The sequence below is a fragment of the Trichococcus patagoniensis genome, assembly GCF_003051085.1.
GTDB lineage: Bacteria > Bacillota > Bacilli > Lactobacillales > Aerococcaceae > Trichococcus > Trichococcus patagoniensis.
Map to the genome: position 1 here is coordinate 54290 of NZ_QAOM01000012.1, position 18693 is coordinate 72982.

Consider the following 18693-nt stretch of genomic DNA (forward strand, 5'->3'; position numbering starts at 1 on the left):
AATTTATACAACAATAAAAGGTAGCGTTTTCTCGTCATGGAAGTACCATGAATTTAAACGCTACCAAAGTAGAGGAAACTTCCGTCCCGGTATAAACTATGTATGTAATCGATTACAAATAGTCTTATAATTCACTATTAGGAGGAAGACAAATGGAAAAACAGGTGGATATGAATTTTGAGGTAACTAGTCAAAAAGTGCAAATTCAAGAAAAAACAAGTAAAAAGATAGCTGTTTTTTACAGCTTCGGTGAAGTTGGAAGTCAATTGAGTTGGTATATGATCAATACCTATCTGATGATTTTTTACACTGATATTATTGGGCTTTCTGCTGCTGCGATTTCAATGATCATGCTTGTTGCTCGTATCTGGGATGCTGTGAACGATCCTATGATGGGCATCATAGCTGATAGAACACAAACTAGATGGGGAAAATTCCGGCCATATCTCATTTTCGCTCCACCATTCCTAGCTATATTTAATATTCTTACGTTTACTGTATTCCCTGTAGAAGGTGTAACGAAAGTAATTCTTTGCTTAGTTTTATATATTGGCGCAGGAATGTCTTATACTGCACTTTCGGTTGGGTATGCCAGTCTAGTGAACCGAATTGCAAAAGACTCACAAGTTCGAATGAATTACACGTCAGCAAGAGCAGTTGGTGGCAGTGTCATTCAGATGGTTTTGTCCATGGCAGTAATGCCAGCCATCTTATTTTTCAGTAACAGTGATGTCGCTAATTCTCGAGGCTTCTTTTGGGTCACTGTTATTTGTTCCCTAATCATGATTCCAGCTTTTTGGCTAACAGCATATCATTGTAAGGAAACAGCGAGAACGGATTCAAGGAATAGAGAGAAACAAAAAATTTCTGTTACGACATCTTTGAAAGCGCTATTTAAAAACAAGATGCTGTTGATCACAGTTTGGAGTGTTTTCTTAGGGGCAATGGCCGTTATTGGAAGAATGACCTTACTTGCATACTATGTAATTTATGTAGTCGGATCTTATACAATGATTGCACCAATTTTTACAAGTATGACTGTTTTTCAATTGATAGGTAGTATGTTGTTGCCAGTGGCTACAAAGAAATTTGGTAAGAAAAATTGGTTGCTGATACTAAGTCTAATCAGTATTATATCTATATTCGTTCTTTATCTTTTCCCGTCCGGTAACACCGCCTTCTTGCTGACGACTGCTGCATTTATTGGACTTGCGAACTCAGCTGGCAGTGTTTCCACAGGAATGTTATCTGATTGTGTGGAATATGGAGATTGGAAATATAGAGTGCGAGATGAAGGATTGACATTCTCGTTCTTAGGATTTGGTGTAAAACTTGCATCAGCGATAGCCGGAGCCGGGGGAGTACTGATGCTTTCAGCAACCGGTTATGTACCAGGAGCAGTACAGTCACAAGCCTCTATCACAGGAATAAATGTGGTAGTAAACTTAGTCCCTGCGATTTTAATGGTACTCAGCATTCTTCCCTTGTATTGGTACAAACTTGATAAAAAACAAATGGATCAAATCGCAGTTGAATTGGAAATCCGAGAACTAGAAGAAAATTGATTAATTGAAGCAAGGCATTTGGTAAGGAAATCTGCTTCAGAAACATGAACCATGAGAACCAATACTAAGAAATGAGTGGGAAATATGATTGAAAATCCTATACTTCCGGGATGTTATCCGGATCCATCAATAGTGCGTGTGAAAGATGATTTTTATTTAATTTCATCCAGCTTCAGTTTTTTTCCAGGTATTCCTATTTTTCACAGTAAAAATCTCGTCAACTGGGAACAAATCGGCAATGTTCTGGACCGTAAAAGTCAACTTCCTTTGACCTATGAAATGATTTCCGGGGGGATTTTTGCACCCACTATCCGTTACCACGATGGAATCTTCTACGTCATTACCACCAACGTAACGATGCAAGGAAATAACTTCATCGTTACGGCTAAGGACCCAAAAGGGCCTTGGTCTGAAATTAATGTGATCCATGGGGCTGACGGAATAGACCCCTCATTATTTTTTGATGATGACGGCAAGGCATATTATACGGGTACTACCGGTTTCGGAGAAGAACCCAGAATATGGTGCAGCGAAATTGATTTAGAAACCATGAAACTTGTTGGGGAAAGAAAATTGTTGTGGAGCGGTGCTTTGAAGAATGCCGCTTCTCCCGAAGGCCCCCACCTGTATAAAAAAGACGGTTGGTATTATCTTATGATCTCTGAAGGAGGAACAGAACACTTTCATGCAATCACAATCAGTAGGAGCAAGGAGGTCATGGGGGAATATGAGGGGTACAAAGGCAATCCTATCTTAACCCACAGGCACCTTGGCAAAAATTATCCGATATGCAATGTTGGACACGGTGATCTTGTGGAATTAGCAAATGGATCTTGGTATATGGTCATGCTGGGCTCAAGACTGATGGGTGGTTACCATAAAATATTGGGCCGGGAAACGTTTATTACTCCGGTCATATGGGAAGATGGCTGGCCGATTGTGAGCTACGGAACCGGTAAGGTCGAATTTACCTATCCGAACCCCACCGATCTCCCTGTCGGACCAAAAAAGACTGAGGAATTCTTTGATGACTTCAATGATGAAAAAATCGGATTACAATGGAATTATCTGGGAACGCCATACGAAGATTTTGCTGACATCAAAGATGGGCACTTAAGATTGAAACTTTTACAAAAGCAAGTCACGCCGTGGGAGCTTCAGGGCCTCAGCGCTGATATGATGGAACGATATCAAAAGAGCGGTAAGACAAAGGACTGTGTCAGTTTCATCGGCAAAAGACAACAGCATTTGAAGTTTGAAGCAATCACTAAAATGATATTCAAACCCGAGCAGGAAGAAACAGCGGGATTGGTTATGCTACAAAACAATGCCCATCAGCTGCGACTGGAAGTTTTTCAAAATAATGCCGGGAATACTTGTGTTAGATGCATCACTGCTGATTCCTATGTTGAGAATAAGAAACTCTATTATAGAGAAAGCAGCCACAATGCGATCGAAATTAACAATTCCCTGGACAATGTATTGTTCTTGAAAATAGTGTCGGATGAAACAAAATACAGCTTCTATGCGGGAGCTGATGAAAAAAACATGGCGACAGTTTCAGAAAATATCGATGGTAGTTTCTTGGGGTCAGAGACGGCCGGTGGATTCGTTGGAGCTTATATTGGCATGTTTGGCAGCGGGGTGAGCGAGCCGAAGAATAAGCAAGTCTTATTCGATTGGTTTTCCTATAATCCTATCCACTAGTAATTAGTCAAAGAAAAGAAGGCAAGGGGATGTTTACCTGTAAGATTTCATTGCAACTGCAGTGGGATCTTTTTTTTTGCACCTTGGATTAAATTTGTGTGATTCATATTTAATCAGATGCCAACTTAATCCTTTTTGTGATAAAATTGTGTGTTTTAGTTTTATTCATAAAGTTGAGAGCAAAAGCGCAATTCATAATAGAATAATCTTGTAAGCGATAACCAAAAGGAGGAAATAACATGAATAAATTAAAATTCGGCATCATCGGCTGCGGAGGAATCGCCAACGGGAAGCATTTCCCGGCATTGGCTAAATTATCAGATAAAGTGGAAATCGTGGCTTTCTGTGACACGGTCATTGAACGGGCTGAAAAAGCGGCCAAGGAATATGGTACAGCGGATGCTTTAGTGACGGAAGATTACAAAGCACTACTGGCTAGGGAAGACATTGATGTCATCCATGTATTGACGCCAAATGTTTCCCATTCATACATCACGGTTGATGCCTTGGAGTCGGGAAAACACGTCATGTGCGAAAAACCGATGGCAATCAACTATGCAGAGGCAAAAGAAATGCTGGATGCTGCTAAACGCACCGGTAAAAAATTGACGATCGGCTACCAGAACCGCTTCCGTGCCGATTCCTTAGCTACTTACGATGCCTGCAGCAAAGGCGAATTGGGCGATATTTATTTCGCAAAAGCGCATGCCATCCGCCGCAAAGGTGTTCCTACCTGGGGAGTCTTCCCGGACAAATCAAAACAAGGCGGTGGCCCGTTGATCGATATCGGCACGCATGCCTTGGACTTGACGCTTTGGTACATGAACAACTATAAACCAAAAACAGTACTAGGATCAACTTATCAAAAACTGAAGGACAATCCGATGGCGAACATGTTCGGCCCTTGGAATCCGGATACTTTCGAAACGGAAGACTCCGCATTCGGACTGATCAAAATGGAAAACGGCGCGACCATCTTCCTGGAGGCTGCTTGGGCGCTCAACATGATCAACCCGAAAGAAGCCCAGGTTACGCTTTGCGGAACCGAAGGCGGAGCAGAGATGTTCGGAAAAGCTTTCATTGATCAGGGCTATGTCGTTTTCAATAAAGCAGCCCATAACCAATTGGAGCAGACGCAACCATCCGATGCCGGCGGTGTGTTCGGATTCGAAGGTGCTACCTTGGAACAGCGCGACGCTGAAGCGAAACAGTGGGTGGACGCAATCCTGAATGACACGGACCCAATGGTGATGCCTGAACAGGCAATCGTCGTGACCCAAATCCTGGAAGCCATCTACAAATCAGCTGAGACAGGACAAGTCGTTGAATTTGATTAAGCTTGGGAGGAACAGTAATGGAGCATAACATTAAGCGTGGCGTTTCTGCATATAGCTATAACAAAGTGTTCGGAGTCTCAATGGATCTTGACGACATTATGCAAGACATCTGCGACACGGGAGCTACTGGAATTGAGATCTTGGCAAATTCTCATATCGTCAAATATCCTGATGTTACTGATGCTTGGATTGATGACTGGCACCAAAAATTGAATCACTTTAAATTGGAACCAGCGGAATATGGTCACTGGGTTGAATCCAGGTTATATAAAGGCAGGGAACTCACTACTAAAGAAAGCATCGCTATGCTTGAGCGAGATTTCAAAATTGCAAACAAGCTAGGATTTAAGGTTTTAAGAACAAAATTAGGCGTTATTGATGATACCCTTACCCCTGTATCCAACTGGCGTGAATTCATCAAAGGTGCACTGGGATTGGCAGAAAAATATGATGTCCGCATGTGTCCTGAAATCCATAGTCCAACTATTTTAGATTCGAGAATGATTCACGATTATGTGGAATTCATCGAAAAAGAGAATACTGAATTTTTTGGATTGAATATTGACTTCGGTATTTTTCAGACAGGAGATAATGCTTTAGTAGGATTCGGTGAAAATGATTTTGTGGGCCCTCCATGCGAACACAGCAAAGTTGAAGAGCTGGTACCGCTTTTGAAGTATGTGTATTGCTGTCATGCAAAATTTCTAAGGATGGATGAGAATTTTCGTGAGGTTGTTATTCCATATGAAGAGATCATACAAACACTCATTAAGCATAACTGGGAAGGCTACTTGATCAGTGAGTATGAAGGTGCAAAAGCAGAAGTGACAGGGCATGCGTCTGATCAGGTTAAACGGCATCAAATCATGTTGAAAAACTTATTAGGGAAGTGAGGGATAGCATATGCTGGAAAAAGAATGCATTCAATCCAGAGGGTTTAAAAATACGGTAGTGGATCAGGAAGTGATTGGTTTTCATTTTGATATTCGCCTGATGTATTATAGAGGATTATGGCTATCCCAGCTTAGACCCATCCATATAAAGGTTGACGGAGAAGCAGTCCGATTAGAGGACATTTCCTGGGAAATAAACGGAAAGCTATACAAACAAGATGAATTGAAGGAAATTGGGGATATCCAATGGAATGTTTTGGAGCCAGCTTCCATCCATGTAAATGTCTTAGGCGGCTTAACAACAGGATATCACGATATTGAAATCGATCACAGATTCAGTTCGTCATATATGCCCCCTAATATGGACGAAGTACTGAGTTATGGGAATCATAAAAGGAAATTGCTGTTAGTTTCGTAATGATCCGTTTGATTTTAGCTTGCCGCAAACAGCAAGCCTGTAACCATTAACCACTAACCACTAACATCTAGGAGGAAACAACAATGGCAAGAATCAAAACTGCTGTCAGTCTGTACAGCCTGCAGGACGAATATCTGAACAAAAGAATGAACTTGGAAGACCTGATGACCTTACTGAAAGATCATGGCGTCGAAGGCGTGGAAATGTTGCCGGATCAGATGATCAAAAATGCGCCTCATCCATCCCAGGAGGAAGTTGATCACTGGCACGCGCTGCTAGACCAAACCGGTGTGAAACCGGTCATAGCCGATGTCTTCTTGAACTCCAACCTCTACAACAACCGCATGCTGACGAAAAAAGAATGCATCGATTTGCTGATTCAAGAAATCAAGCAGGCAAACCGCTTGGGCATGAAAATGATCCGCTTGGTTTCGATGGTCCCTTACTGGGTCTGCGAACCATTGCTGCCTTACTGCAAAGAGTACGACGTTGCCATTGCCCTGGAAATCCATGCAGGGATGGCTTTCGATGGCCCAGAAACGCTTGCGTTCATCGAGGAAATGAAACGTTTGGACTCTCCTTACATCGGACTGGTCATCGATACCGGTATCTTCTGCAACAAATTCCCACGCGTTGTCCGAGCCTACGAGGTCAACAATGGTGCCAGCCCGGAAATGTTCGATTACCTTGATAGCTTGTTCGAAAAGGGTACGGATCTGCACCGCGTTGTCAAAGAGAATGGCGGCACTCGTCCGGATGAATTCAAACAAGTCATCAAAACGAAAGAGGACCACATGTTTGCGCCGCTGTGCGATGGTTATGAAAACTATCCATTCTCAGTGATGGATGAATACATGCCGTACATCAAGCATTTCCATATCAAAATGTTTGAAATGACTCCTGAGGGACCTGAATACTCGATGGATTACAAAGGCTTATTGGAGTATCTCCATGAGCACCAGTACGATGGCTATGTAGCGACTGAATACGAAGGCAACCGTTTCATCTTGCCGGGTGAGCCGATGCAGGAAATCCAGCAAGTCATCGCCAATCAGCAATATCTGCAAGCTTGCTTGAAAGAAATCCAAGAGTAGGGGGAAGAAGAGATGTTTGATAATAATGTATTCAAAAAAGATACCTGCAAAAATATCGAAGAAAACGGGACAGTTATAGGGTACGAACTGCAGACGCTGATCACTTACTACCGTGGAATTCCTTTGTCGATGGTGGAATTCGTGAAAGTCGCTGTCGATGGCGTAGAGGAAGAACCAACTGCAATCCAGATTTCGATCGATGAGGAAGATTGGTTCACTCTGAAGGAAGCTGCGACAGTCTCTTCCTATAAATGGGAATACGGCGAACCCTTGTATATCCGCGTGATGAAAGAGGGCGGATTGGCGAAAGGCAACCATGATGTGGCTCTGACGATCGCCACAAGAACGGCCTATATCCCGGTGCCGTTGGTCGGAATGAAAGAGCGCACAGTCACGATATAAGCAAAATACAGGATCGATGACGATCATGAAAGATAGGGGAAATAGATATGTTGAAATTTGGCATCATCGGTTTCGGGTTCATGGGTCAAACCCATGCCGAAACCATCAATAAATTTGATTTCGCGGAATTGATCGCAGTCTGCGACATCAACAAGGATCAACTCGGACATGCAGCGGAAGGTGTGGAAACGCACCTGATGGCGGATGAGCTGTTGGCGAATGACGAAATCAACACAGTCATCATCGCGGTCCCGAACCATCTGCACCTGGAAATGGTCAAAAAAGCTGCGCAAGCAGGAAAAGACATCATCGTGGAGAAACCGGCCGCGATGAATGCGGAAGAATTCAAGGAAATGATTGCCGTAACGGAAGCCGCCAAAGTGCGTTTCACGGTCCATCATCAGCGCCGCTGGGACAAAGACTATCGCCTGATCAAGGAAGTGGTCGACAGCGGTACGCTCGGAGATGTCTACACGATCAAGAATGCTTTGTACGGCTTCAACGGCAATATGCACGATTGGCATATTTATCCGGAGTTCGGTGGCGGCATGCTCTATGATTGGGGCGTACATCTGCTGGATCAGATGCTCTGGATGATTCCCGGCAAGTTGACGACTGTATATGCGGATGTCCGCAATGTGATCAACAAAGAAGTCGATGATTACTTCAATATCCAGCTGCATTTTGACAGCGGCATCAGCGGACAAGTCGAGCTGGGAACTTATTACCTGACCGATAAGGAAACTTGGTTCGAACGCCACTGGTTTGTCGGAGGCAACAAAGGCAGCGCTTATGTCGATGGATTCCATCCGGAAGGCAAAATCGTCCGGACATCAGAGTTGCTGAAGAACGTTCCCGGAAAAATCACGATGACCGCTGCCGGCCCGACACGTTCGTTCGGTCCCGCACCGGAAGGCAGATTGGTTTCGGAGCCGCTTCCGGAAGTCACTGTCAATCATGACATGTTTTTCGAGCACTACAACAAATATGTGAACGGTGAAGAAGCATTGGTTGTGCAACCGGCGCAGATTCTGCGCTTGATGAGCCTGCTTGATGCCATCCGCGTATCCGCGAAAGAGCACAGATCCGTATCATTCGAATAAACATTGATAAATCGTCGAAAGAAGGAAAAAGTATGAAACTAGGACTGGTTACCTCGATCCTTGATCAAAGTGATTTCAAGGAAATGATCGATATTGTTGCTGAAAACGGGCTGGATTGCGTAGAAGTCGCTTGCTGGCCCGCAGGCAAAGCGGAGCGCCGCTATGCCGGGGTATCCCATATCGATACCGAAAGCCTCACCCAAGAAAAGGCCGATGAATTGAACGCTTATGCTTCCAGCAAAGGTGTGGAAATTTCTGCTTTGGCCTACTATCCGAACCCATTGGACGAAAATCCCGAAAAAAGGCAACAGACCATCGATCATCTCTATTCGGTCATCGATGCGGCTGCGTTGCTGGAAGTCAACATGGTCACGACCTTCATCGGGCGCATGCCTTCAAAGACCGTCAGCGAAAACTTGGCGGAAGTCGCAAAAGTCTGGACACCGATCGTGAAGTATGCGGAGCAAAAGAACGTCAAAATTGCGATCGAGAATTGCCCGATGCTGTTCACGGAAGACGAGTGGCCGGGCGGACAGAATCTCATGACGACTCCAGCATTGTTCCGGAAAGTATTCGAGCTGCTTGAAAGCGATCATATCGGCTTGAACTTCGATCCTTCCCACTTTGTATGGCAGCAGATGGATTACATCAAACCGCTCTACGAATTCAAGGACAAATTATTCCATGTCCACTACAAGGACATCAAGGTTTATCCGGAAAAATTGGCGGATGTCGGCATCATGGCGACCCCTTTGCAGTACATGAGCCCGAAATTGCCTGGCTTGGGTGACGTCGATTGGGGCAAGTATGTCTCTGCTCTGACGGACATCGGCTATGCCGGCTACACCTGCATCGAAGTCGAGGATAAGGCATTCGAGAAGGATTATGCCGCAGTGAAGACATCCGTCCGACAAAGCGCGCACTATTTGAGGAATTTTGTCCAGTAAGCCTGTTTGCTTGATTTGAAACCCTGAACAACCAATAAAATAAAAAGGTGATGTGGAATACTCGGATTCAGGGGGTATTTCGCATCCTTTTTTTAAAAGGAGAACATAAAATGGCAAAAAAAATGATCGGGATCGACATCGGCGGAACGGAAATCAAGTTCGCCCTGATCGATGTGTACGGAAACATTTCAAAAAAATGGAAAATCAAAACGGATGCGGCTGACAACGGCAACCATATCCCGAATGCCATCATCCGTGCCATCAACGAAGAGATTTTGAACGGAGCGGACGGCACGGAAGACATCATCGGGATCGGCATCGGCGTTCCGGGTCCGATTTCTCAGAACGGGGAATTGGTCGTGAAGGCCGTCAATCTGGGATGGTCGGACATGCCATTGAAATTGGTGATCGAGAAGGAACTGCAGCTGCCGGTCATTCTGCTCAACGATGCCAATGCGGCGGCTTTGGGTGAAATGTGGAAGGGGGCGGCCAGAGGAAAAGCGAATCTGGTGTTTGTGACTTTGGGAACCGGAGTCGGAGGCGGCATCATCCTGAACGGCGAGGTCCTGAACGGAACCCATTCATCCGGCGGGGAAATCGGGCATATCCCTGTCCAATCGGAAGAACAGCGGGTTTGCGGATGCGGCAACATCAACTGCCTGGAGACCTATTCATCCGCAACCGGACTGCTGAAGACGATGAGCCTGCTCGATGAAAAGAAGCAGCTGACGAAGGATGGCTTCACGACCATCGATATTTTCGACTGGCTCAAAGAAGGCAATGCATTGGCTGAACAGGCTGTCCAAAAAACAGTCACGCATTTGGGCTTTGCCTTGGCAGGAATCATGAACACCATCGATGTGGAAGAGATTGTTGTCGGCGGCGGGCTTTCCGAAGCGGGCGACTTATTGTTGGAACCATTGAAGGCGGTCATCGATCGGCATGTGTTTCCGGAAATCAGGGGCAATTACGCTGTGAAAAAGGCGGAACTCGGCAACGATGCCGGCATTTATGGCGCTGTGTATGCGTACTTGACGGCACAACAGCATCCAAACGAGCGTTAAGAAGGATCAGGTGAACGGCATGATAAAATTGATCGCATTGGACCTGGATGGCACGCTCCTGGATTCGGACCATGGGATATCGGAAGCGAACAAACAAATGATACGTACCTACAAGAAACGCGGCTGCAGATTCGTGCTTTGCACCGGCAGACCGTTTATCGGCATCACAGCCATCATCGAAACGTTGGGGTTGGAAGGACAGGGCTATGCCATCAGTTTCAACGGCTCGGTGATCCATGATTTGGCCAGCAACGAAATCGTCCACAACCGGCCACTGCCTTTTCAGGATTTGTTGGAAATAGACCGGCTTAGCCAGAAGATTGGCGTGGATTACCACATCCAGAGCACAGCCGGCATCTTCACCACAAAACACGACATCAATGTGCATACCGCCTTCGACAGCTGGCTGAACAAATCGCGCATTAATGTGAGGAAGCTTGAGGATCTGCACAGCACTTCCATCAACAAAGTGCTGTTTGTCTCAGAACCAGCTAAGTTGGAGCAAAAAATTGCTGAGGTGCCCGATTACTTCCGCAGGAAATATAATCTGATGAAAAGTCTGGATTGCTTTTTTGAATTCTTGGACAAGCGGGCGAATAAAGGGACCGCATTGAATGTGGTCGCGAATAGACTCGGAATTCTTCCGGAAGAGGTCATGGCGATCGGCGACAACGACAATGACGTGTCCATGCTTGCTTATGCAGGCGTCAGCGTCGCGATGGGGAATGGTTCCGAAAAAGCGAAAGCGACAGCTGATTTCGTCACAAAATCCAACGACGAGGACGGAGTTGCCTACGCGCTGGAGAAGTGGGCGAATTGAGGATAACTGGCTGATTTAGTGTGTGCAGAGCGACGGACTGTTTTTTTCGAGAGCCTTCCCTTGCAAAATTGCCGGATTAGTCATACAATGATAGCGATTACACCATTAACGAAAGGGCGGATTGTATGAGTCAAACAGTGTATACCAACTATTGGCAGAATCGCATCGGCAACATTCGGAAGGAACACGGCAGCTATAAAACTGAGGAAGAGGCGATTGCGGGAATCAAAGCCTGGTGGGAACTGCATAAGGAAAATCACAAGCATGTGCAGTATAACCGCACCAACAGCGGAGCCCTCGAAATCGTTTACGACGACAAAAACTATGTCTATCGGATCGAGAAACGCACAATCGAAGGTGCCTTGCCCAAACGAACGTACCGACTGAAGAAAGCCGGAGAAGTGGAATCACTACGTGGGAAATACAATCTCAATAAAGAATCGTTCTTGTTCGACGAATTACCCGAACCGATCCGCGACAGGCTCATCCTTGCGATGGCCGACATCAATAAAGCCCGAGCCCATGTCTATGACAGTGAAGGCAGACTCATCCGCGGACTCGAAGAAAAAGTCATTTTGAAAAGTAACGCTTCGTTCAAAAATAAAATCCCTAATCTGAATATCTAAGAATAAACCAGCACAAACGCCAAAAACGTTTGTGCTTATTTTTGTCTTGCGAATAAGGTATACTACTATGTAAAGTGCAAACAATTGACTGAGTGGGTGAAGGAATGATTGATAAAGAAACGGCCCAAAAAATTCTTGATAAATATGACCGAGACTATGCTACCTTTTCTGAAAAAGCAACGCGTAAGGAATTTCACACAGTATTGAAGTATGTCGCGGATGAGTCTAACAGAAGGCAACGGAAACAAGTTGGGCTAGACAAATAAAGAACAGCATAAAATGAATTATGATTAAACGAGAAACCAGCACAAACGCCTAGAATCGTTTGTGCTTATTTTTTCCCTACTTTTCAATTATAACTTATAAATACTTGCAAATGCTTTTAAGTGCTTATATAATAAAAACGAAAAGGTGGTGGGCTGATGTACCAAGAAGAGCGTATTCAACAGATGCAAAAGCTGTTGGAACAGAAAAAAAGACTTTCCAAAAAAGAAATAATGGCATCCTTCCAGATTTCGTCTGACACTGCGCGTCGGGATATTCTGGAATTCTTGAAAATCGGGATGGCTGTCCGTACGCATGGCGGCATTATGCTGTCTGAAGACAGCTCGAGGATCCTAACTTTTGGGGAGCGGGCAGGCCTATTAAAGCCTGAAAAAGAACGGATGGCAGCCGCCGTTTTAGAAGAAACTGCAGAAAACAGCACGTTATTTTTGGATGTATCGACTACGCTGTTATTGGTAGCACAAAAATTAAACAAAAAATGTACGGTTTATACGCATTCGCTGGACAACGCCTTCGCCCTAGGAATGAATCCCAAAATCAAGGTGCAGCTTTTGGGTGGGGAGTTGAACCACGAAGACAGGTTTTTCTTTTCGGTCCGCAGTTTGGAGGAACTGGATGCGATAAAATTTGACGTTTGTTTCATCGGAGCGGCGAGTTTGGAGGAAGAGGGCATCCTCTTTAAGGAAGCGAACAATGCCTTGATCAAGCAAAAAGTTGTAAAGCAAAGCCGGCGAGTAGTATTGGTTGCTGAAAACCAGAAATTCAGCAAAGAAGCGCAGTTCAAAGGTGCTGATTACCAGGACATCGATTGCTTCATCACCGATAAAGTTTTGACCGCAAAGCAGCAGGCTTATTTCGAAGATCAAACCGAAATCATCTTTGAGGAGGAATCGATATGACAAAAATTGCGTTGGTATTCAGCGATATAGATGGCACCTTGTTGAATTCGAAGCATCAGGTTTCACCCGAAGCAATCCAAATCATTCAGGACCTGGTTAAGCAAGACACGAAAATCATTCTCGCCTCCGCCAGACCGCCAGGCGCAATGATCTCCATTGCCGATGAAGTTCAATTATCCTCCCCGCTGGTTTGCTTCAACGGCGCGTTGATCACGCAATATAGAGACGGATCATTCGATGATCTGTATAGCCTGACTTTGGAGCGACCGGACACTGTACAGATCTACCAAACCGTATCAACAAAATTTCCGGAAATAAGCTTCAACATCTATTCCGGCGATCGCTGGTACGTCGAACACGAAGATGCGTGGGTAAAGCAGGAAGCGGCAATCACCAAAATGGAGCCGGAATCCATCTCGATGGACGGTTTCCTGAACGAGCAGTTCCCTGTCCACAAAATACTGTGCATGGGAAATCCGGATGATATCCAAAAACTGGAGGATGAGTTGGAAGCTGCAAACCTTGCAAGCATTTCCTACTATCGATCAAAAGACACCTATATGGAAATTGTAAATAACCAAGTTTCAAAACTAGGAGCCCTTGACTTTTTATGCGAAAAATACGGCATTGCATTGGAGAATACTTTAGCAATCGGTGACAATTTCAACGATATGCCGATGATAAAACATGCAGGTAAAGGAATCGCAATGGGCAACGCTCCGGATGAAGTGAAACAAGCGGCAGATTATGTAACGGATACGAATGATGAGAATGGGTTTTATAACGCTCTGACATTCATGTTAAGATAATTTATCAAAAACCAGCACAAACGCCCAAAACGTTTGTGCTGATTTTTTATCTATTCAACAAACCTCTGCATTATAAGCGCTTATCCCGATTGACGAACATTGTGCTTACTCCTGCGGCTCCGTAAATCATTGCAAAATAATAGCTATGTATTGTGCTTGCATATTTATTTAAAGCTGCTATTCTGAAATGAAGAGGTGGCACAGATGATATATAACGATAATCATGATGGATTCCAACACTGGCTTCGGAAACGTGGACTTTCTCCAAGCTCATTAAGTAAGTATGCTAATCAATCCCACAATCGGATTCTTAAGGATTTGGGTATCAGTTTTTATGAACTTGACTCTTTAGAAGCATTGAGCCAGTTATTAAAAGATGTTCGCGAGCTGGAAAAATTGATGGAAAAGGATCCTAGAAGAATGTATTCAGCTGCTGTCAGTAACTACATTAAATATAAATCTGAATCGGCAGATTTAACAAATACGATAGAAGATAAACGTTATGAATTTAGGGTAGAGGAAACTCTTGCTAGTTTACATCCTCATAAAAAAACTGAATATAATGGTGCTCCTCGGCCACGTGCAAAACTAATAGAAGGAAGTACAGTCCGTTATGCGCGAGATGCAAAAGTAGGAGCTGAATCAATTGCATTAGCTAATTACGAATGCCAGGTTGACTCTGTCCATAAATTTTTTCTTTCCAGAAGAACTAACAAAAACTACGTTGAGGCACATCATTTAATTCCGATTGCTTATCAAGGGCTCTTTGAACATGGAATTGATGAAGTTGAGAATATAGCGTGTCTTTGCCCCGTCTGCCATAGTTGTATTCATTACGGTGTGAATATTGAACGGGAGCGCTTGATTGATCAGCTTTACAAGAAATTTCAATCACAGTTGTACACCATTGGGATTGAAATAAGACAAAATGAGTTGTTTGAGCTGTATCAGACAAGATAAAGGGCAAATTGCTATGATAAGAAGTTTTGAAGAATCAGAGAGAAAACATTCCAGTTGATTGTTTCATAGAAAGTGATGACTTTAAGAACCTCTTCTATGTTAAGATTTAATTTTTATAGAAATATCAGGTATTCGTTATAGAAGGCAAGTGCTCCTTCTATAACGAATACTTTTTTGAATTATTCAGGAGCAATCATATCTTACTAATGGTTTTATTCCTCCTATAAAAATATCTAGTAAAGATATCATCTTAACTGTATGATTGTTGTAAGAGCACAACATCTAGGAGGTGAGGGTATTGGCAGAGATTTCGGCACCGATTATTTATGAAATGGATTACAGCAGTGAGGCGATCGGGCACTTAGAAAATAAAGTGCAGGAAACAGTCGGCAAGGATGCGAAATATTTATTGCATTATCCTACCGTTTACATAGTGAACGATGAGAATAAGGCGAAGCAGTATTCGGTCTATATCGGGGAAACGTCCGACATCAAGAAAAGGACCTTGCAGCATCTGATGGTCGATCCGAAATCAAGGGCCGACTGGGAAAGTTTGGGGAATTCGGATTCCTCGAAGATGTACGTGATCGGTCATGACCATTTCAACAAATCGTTGACCTTGGATATTGAGAACCGTTTGATGCTCTATATGTCGAGCATCGGAAATGTGGAAACGATCTATAACCGCCGGGCGAACCAACAAAATGAATATTATACTTCGCATGAACTGGATACGATCTTTTCGCTGGTCTGGCGGGGACTGCGGAAGAAAAACAAGGACCTGTTCCCCCTCGAGCAGATCATCCGGGATTCCGCCGTATTCAAGGCATCCCCTTTCCACAAACTTACCGATGAGCAGATCCGCACCAAGGACTTCATCCAGCTCCGGATCATGGAAGCTCTGACCAGAGGGAAGACCGGCCAGCTTATCCTTGTGACGGGGGAAGCAGGTTCGGGCAAGACTGTCTTGATGAGCAGCCTATTTTATGAAATGAACCAATTGTCCAAGGAAGACCCGGAAAACCCGATCTTCAAGGATATGAAAAGTTATCTCTTGGTGAACCATGAACAGCAATTAAAGGTGTACCAACAGATTGCTGCGAAGTTGGGGATTTATTCAAAAAATAAGACTGATTCAGTTTCCAAGCCGACCCCGTTCATCAACAACCGCGGAGTGGACGAAAAAGTTGACGTTGTGATTGTCGATGAGGCGCATTTGCTCTGGACGCAGGGGAAGCAGTCCTACAGAGGGAAGAACCAACTGTACGATTTGTTGGAACGCGCCAAAGTTGTGGTGGCGGTCTTCGACCAGAACCAGATGCTGACAACCCAGCAATACTGGGAATACGAGGAATTGATGAAGCTCCAGCACGAAGTGGCTTTGGAAGGGAACATGCTGTATCTGTCGAATCAGATGCGCATCCACTCTGACAAGCAAACGGTGGACTGGATTCGTTCGCTGATTGATGAGCAGGAAATCAAGCCAATCCCTGCCGATTCCAAAGGCTACGATATCCGCGTTTTCGAAAGTCCGGATGAGCTGCATGCCGCCATCAAGGAAAAGGCTCAGAATCAGTCTTCGGGCATCTCAAGGCTCACCGCGACATTCGATTGGGAATATGTCGACAAACGCAAACCCGAAAAAGAAGACTACTGGTGCGTGAAAATCGGGAACTGGAAATTGCCATGGAATCTGCAGTTGCCGGTCGCTTCGAAGGAGCAGCAGGTCAAGAACCGGCAGTTGTCTTGGGCGGAACAGGAGCAGACCATCGATGAAGTCGGCTCTACTTTTACGGTCCAAGGCTTCGATCTGAACTATGCCGGCGTCATCATCGGGCCATCCGTAAAATACCGGAACGGCAAAATAATTTTTGATCGGGATGCAAGCAGAAACAAAAAGGCTACACAAAAGCGAAGCCTGAAGGACGGAAGCAAGGAGTACTTTTCGGATACCCTTCTCAAGAACGAGCTGAACGTCCTTTTGACAAGAGGCGTCAACGGTTTGTACATATACGCGGTGGACGAAGAACTACAACAGGCATTGTTGGCCGCCGGAAAAGGAGGAACGACTGATGGATACAATGGACAAAATCAACAAATTCCGCGATGAACGCGACTGGCGCCAATTCCATAACGAAAAGGATTTGGCGATCTCGATTTCACTGGAGGCCGCCGAACTGCTGGAACTGTTCCAATGGAAGACGCCGGAGGAAGCAACAGCGAACGGTCTGGAACGAATCAAGGAAGAACTTGCCGACGTTTTGATCTATTCCCATATGATGGCGAGCAATCTGGGACTGGACATAGATGAAATCATCGCGGACAAGTTGAAGAAGAACGCGCTCAAGTACCCGGTCGACAAGAGCAGAGGGAACAAGGGGAAATATACTGAGCTGTGAAGATAGACAGGTGATAATAGTTACGTCTCCCTACACAATAACACCACTGGAATAAGCACACAGAAGATTTAGATTATCTACTTAGGAGGCGCTTAATGAGCGAATTGACTATCAAACAAGCAGCAGAAAGATCCAATAAAATCCGCGATCACTACCACTCGTTGGAAAGGAAGCATCATGGCAGTGAATGGTCGGTGGAAGAGGATGCGTTGGCGTTTCTGACGGATGCGGGTCTGGTGGGGCGTTTGACCATGGCGCAGCAGGGGCGTTGGCCGGTCGGGGAATCGGAGGATGCCGGTTTGGAGCATAAAATCGGCGAATGCATGTGGTGGCTTATGGTGTTGGCGGATCGGATGGACATCGATGGCGAGGAAGCGCTGGAGAAATTTTTGAGCACGACCGAGCAGCGATTTGGTCTGTAGTATTTTGATAGGATACAGTCGGGAGGTGTGATCACTTGTACAATCATCAGTTGAATACATTCATAATGGTTGCCGATTCGGGCAGTTTCAACAAAGCCTCGGAAGAGCTGTACGTTTCGCCGAATGCTGTCATGAAGCAGATCAATCTGCTGGAAAGTAGTCTCGGATTTGAGTTGTTCGTCCGAACGCATCGGGGCGTCCGTTTGACTCCGGCCGGCGAATCCTTCTACCGTGATGCGAAGTATCTCATTCAGTATGCCAAGGATTCCATCGTTCGAGCCGAGAAGATGGTGGCGGAACCGAAGCATGTCTTGCGGATCGGCACCTCGTTGACGACACCTGTGCAATTCCTGGTGAGTCTCTGGCCGCAGATCCGGCAGCACAATCCGGATCTGAAATTTGAGCTGGTTTCTTTTGAGAATACCCCCGAGAATGCGCGGGAAATCATGAATCATTTCGGGAGGAATATTGATCTGGTCGCCGGCATCTACAGCGAGAACATGTTGAGCGAGCGCCATTGCGCGGCATTGAAACTGTACGACACCCCTTTGTGCGCCGCGGTTTCGCTCCAGCATCGCCTGGCAGCAAACGATGAAATAACGCTAGCGGATCTGTTCGATGAAAAAGTCATGCTGATTCAACGAGGCTATATGCGTGCTTTTGACGAAGTGAGAAATGATCTGGCAGAAAACTATCCGCGGATCCAGATTGAAGATTTTTCATTTTTCGATGTGAACGTCTTCAACAAATGTGAAAACGACAATGCGGTTCTGATTGCGGTGGACGAATGGAAAAATGTCCATCCTTTGCTGAAAATCATTCCGATCAGCTGGGGGCATACGATTCCGATGGGGATTCTGCACTCGGACAAGCCGTCCGCTGATGTCGAAGAATTTTTGGAGATCATCGGCAACATTTACGCGATGCAGTCCTAACGTTTGGG

The 18693-nt window shown here is 45.1% G+C and carries 20 protein-coding genes; all 20 read left to right on the plus strand.

The annotated features are described in order from the left end of the window. Window positions 1-152 precede the first annotated feature (152 nt). The 20 genes from C8U37_RS09390 (at window position 153) to C8U37_RS09480 (ending at window position 18685) form a co-directional block, all read left to right on the plus strand. Window positions 153-1565 (plus strand): MFS transporter, encoded by a 1413-nt coding sequence (locus tag C8U37_RS09390; RefSeq protein ID WP_245879806.1) that lies wholly within the window; start codon window positions 153-155, stop codon window positions 1563-1565. An 84-nt stretch (window positions 1566-1649) separates the two neighbouring features. Next, entirely contained in the window at window positions 1650-3272 is a 1623-nt protein-coding gene (locus tag C8U37_RS09395; protein WP_108032985.1) for a glycoside hydrolase family 43 protein, read from the plus strand. A 239-nt stretch (window positions 3273-3511) separates the two neighbouring features. Then, on the plus strand, window positions 3512-4609 hold the full coding sequence (locus C8U37_RS09400; RefSeq protein ID WP_108032986.1) for a Gfo/Idh/MocA family protein: 1098 nt from the start codon (window positions 3512-3514) through the stop codon (window positions 4607-4609). Between the two features lie 17 nt (window positions 4610-4626). Further along, on the plus strand, window positions 4627-5502 hold the full coding sequence (locus C8U37_RS09405; RefSeq protein ID WP_108032987.1) for a sugar phosphate isomerase/epimerase family protein: 876 nt from the start codon (window positions 4627-4629) through the stop codon (window positions 5500-5502). A 10-nt stretch (window positions 5503-5512) separates the two neighbouring features. Beyond that, entirely contained in the window at window positions 5513-5920 is a 408-nt protein-coding gene (locus C8U37_RS09410) for a C-glycoside deglycosidase beta subunit domain-containing protein (RefSeq protein ID WP_108032988.1), read from the plus strand. A gap of 83 nt (window positions 5921-6003) precedes the next feature. After that, window positions 6004-7014 carry a sugar phosphate isomerase/epimerase family protein gene (locus C8U37_RS09415; RefSeq protein ID WP_108032989.1) on the plus strand — a complete coding sequence of 337 codons (1011 nt, stop codon included), beginning with the start codon at window positions 6004-6006 and terminating at the stop codon, window positions 7012-7014. 12 nt (window positions 7015-7026) lie between these two features. Then, window positions 7027-7416, plus strand: coding sequence for a C-glycoside deglycosidase beta subunit domain-containing protein (locus tag C8U37_RS09420; RefSeq protein ID WP_108032990.1), 390 nt, complete (start codon window positions 7027-7029; stop codon window positions 7414-7416). Between the two features lie 47 nt (window positions 7417-7463). Next, window positions 7464-8519 carry a Gfo/Idh/MocA family protein gene (locus tag C8U37_RS09425; RefSeq protein ID WP_108032991.1) on the plus strand — a complete coding sequence of 352 codons (1056 nt, stop codon included), beginning with the start codon at window positions 7464-7466 and terminating at the stop codon, window positions 8517-8519. A 32-nt stretch (window positions 8520-8551) separates the two neighbouring features. Beyond that, the gene (locus tag C8U37_RS09430; RefSeq protein ID WP_108032992.1) at window positions 8552-9466 is read left to right on the plus strand and encodes a sugar phosphate isomerase/epimerase family protein; all 915 of its coding nucleotides are present in this window, start codon (window positions 8552-8554) and stop codon (window positions 9464-9466) included. Window positions 9467-9576: 110 nt separating this feature from the next. Further along, on the plus strand, window positions 9577-10530 hold the full coding sequence (locus C8U37_RS09435) for an ROK family protein (protein WP_108032993.1): 954 nt from the start codon (window positions 9577-9579) through the stop codon (window positions 10528-10530). A gap of 19 nt (window positions 10531-10549) precedes the next feature. Next, window positions 10550-11350, plus strand: a complete 801-nt coding sequence (locus tag C8U37_RS09440; protein WP_245879812.1) for a Cof-type HAD-IIB family hydrolase — start codon at window positions 10550-10552, stop codon at window positions 11348-11350. A 125-nt stretch (window positions 11351-11475) separates the two neighbouring features. After that, the gene (locus tag C8U37_RS09445) at window positions 11476-11976 is read left to right on the plus strand and encodes a hypothetical protein (protein ID WP_108032995.1); all 501 of its coding nucleotides are present in this window, start codon (window positions 11476-11478) and stop codon (window positions 11974-11976) included. 104 nt (window positions 11977-12080) lie between these two features. Then, on the plus strand, window positions 12081-12242 hold the full coding sequence (locus tag C8U37_RS14470) for a hypothetical protein (protein WP_086988780.1): 162 nt from the start codon (window positions 12081-12083) through the stop codon (window positions 12240-12242). Between the two features lie 156 nt (window positions 12243-12398). Continuing rightward, window positions 12399-13160: a DeoR/GlpR family DNA-binding transcription regulator gene (locus tag C8U37_RS09450; RefSeq protein ID WP_108032996.1), complete on the plus strand. Its 762-nt coding sequence runs from the start codon at window positions 12399-12401 to the stop codon at window positions 13158-13160. Further along, entirely contained in the window at window positions 13157-13969 is an 813-nt protein-coding gene (locus tag C8U37_RS09455; protein WP_108032997.1) for a Cof-type HAD-IIB family hydrolase, read from the plus strand. The genes C8U37_RS09450 and C8U37_RS09455 overlap by 4 nt, the downstream gene beginning before the upstream one ends. Before the next feature lie 204 nt (window positions 13970-14173). Beyond that, a complete protein-coding gene (locus C8U37_RS14475) occupies window positions 14174-14929 on the plus strand; it encodes an HNH endonuclease (protein WP_170100242.1) in 756 nt (251 codons plus the stop codon). 298 nt (window positions 14930-15227) lie between these two features. Beyond that, window positions 15228-17039, plus strand: a complete 1812-nt coding sequence (locus C8U37_RS09465) for a DUF2075 domain-containing protein (RefSeq protein ID WP_245879807.1) — start codon at window positions 15228-15230, stop codon at window positions 17037-17039. Next, complete coding sequence (locus C8U37_RS09470; RefSeq protein WP_108032998.1) at window positions 17002-17328, plus strand: nucleotide pyrophosphohydrolase; 327 nt, start codon at window positions 17002-17004, stop codon at window positions 17326-17328. Before C8U37_RS09465 ends, C8U37_RS09470 begins: the two co-directional genes overlap by 38 nt. 95 nt (window positions 17329-17423) lie before the next feature. After that, complete coding sequence (locus tag C8U37_RS09475; RefSeq protein ID WP_108032999.1) at window positions 17424-17750, plus strand: nucleoside triphosphate pyrophosphohydrolase family protein; 327 nt, start codon at window positions 17424-17426, stop codon at window positions 17748-17750. Window positions 17751-17785: 35 nt separating this feature from the next. Continuing rightward, entirely contained in the window at window positions 17786-18685 is a 900-nt protein-coding gene (locus C8U37_RS09480; RefSeq protein ID WP_108033000.1) for a LysR family transcriptional regulator, read from the plus strand. Window positions 18686-18693 lie beyond the last annotated feature (8 nt).

Coding starts and splice junctions, on each gene's coding strand:
- C8U37_RS09435 (WP_108032993.1), top strand. CDS start 9,577: ATGGCAAAAAAAATGATCGGGATCGACATCGGCGGAACGGAAATCAAG.
- C8U37_RS09425 (WP_108032991.1), top strand. CDS start 7,464: ATGTTGAAATTTGGCATCATCGGTTTCGGGTTCATGGGTCAAACCCAT.
- C8U37_RS09405 (WP_108032987.1), top strand. CDS start 4,627: ATGGAGCATAACATTAAGCGTGGCGTTTCTGCATATAGCTATAACAAA.
- C8U37_RS09395 (WP_108032985.1), top strand. CDS start 1,650: ATGATTGAAAATCCTATACTTCCGGGATGTTATCCGGATCCATCAATA.
- C8U37_RS09450 (WP_108032996.1), top strand. CDS start 12,399: ATGTACCAAGAAGAGCGTATTCAACAGATGCAAAAGCTGTTGGAACAG.
- C8U37_RS09455 (WP_108032997.1), top strand. CDS start 13,157: ATGACAAAAATTGCGTTGGTATTCAGCGATATAGATGGCACCTTGTTG.
- C8U37_RS09420 (WP_108032990.1), top strand. CDS start 7,027: ATGTTTGATAATAATGTATTCAAAAAAGATACCTGCAAAAATATCGAA.
- C8U37_RS09475 (WP_108032999.1), top strand. CDS start 17,424: ATGAGCGAATTGACTATCAAACAAGCAGCAGAAAGATCCAATAAAATC.
- C8U37_RS09410 (WP_108032988.1), top strand. CDS start 5,513: ATGCTGGAAAAAGAATGCATTCAATCCAGAGGGTTTAAAAATACGGTA.
- C8U37_RS09430 (WP_108032992.1), top strand. CDS start 8,552: ATGAAACTAGGACTGGTTACCTCGATCCTTGATCAAAGTGATTTCAAG.
- C8U37_RS09400 (WP_108032986.1), top strand. CDS start 3,512: ATGAATAAATTAAAATTCGGCATCATCGGCTGCGGAGGAATCGCCAAC.
- C8U37_RS09440 (WP_245879812.1), top strand. CDS start 10,550: ATGATAAAATTGATCGCATTGGACCTGGATGGCACGCTCCTGGATTCG.
- C8U37_RS09445 (WP_108032995.1), top strand. CDS start 11,476: ATGAGTCAAACAGTGTATACCAACTATTGGCAGAATCGCATCGGCAAC.
- C8U37_RS09470 (WP_108032998.1), top strand. CDS start 17,002: ATGGATACAATGGACAAAATCAACAAATTCCGCGATGAACGCGACTGG.
- C8U37_RS09415 (WP_108032989.1), top strand. CDS start 6,004: ATGGCAAGAATCAAAACTGCTGTCAGTCTGTACAGCCTGCAGGACGAA.
- C8U37_RS14475 (WP_170100242.1), top strand. CDS start 14,174: ATGATATATAACGATAATCATGATGGATTCCAACACTGGCTTCGGAAA.
- C8U37_RS09390 (WP_245879806.1), top strand. CDS start 153: ATGGAAAAACAGGTGGATATGAATTTTGAGGTAACTAGTCAAAAAGTG.
- C8U37_RS14470 (WP_086988780.1), top strand. CDS start 12,081: ATGATTGATAAAGAAACGGCCCAAAAAATTCTTGATAAATATGACCGA.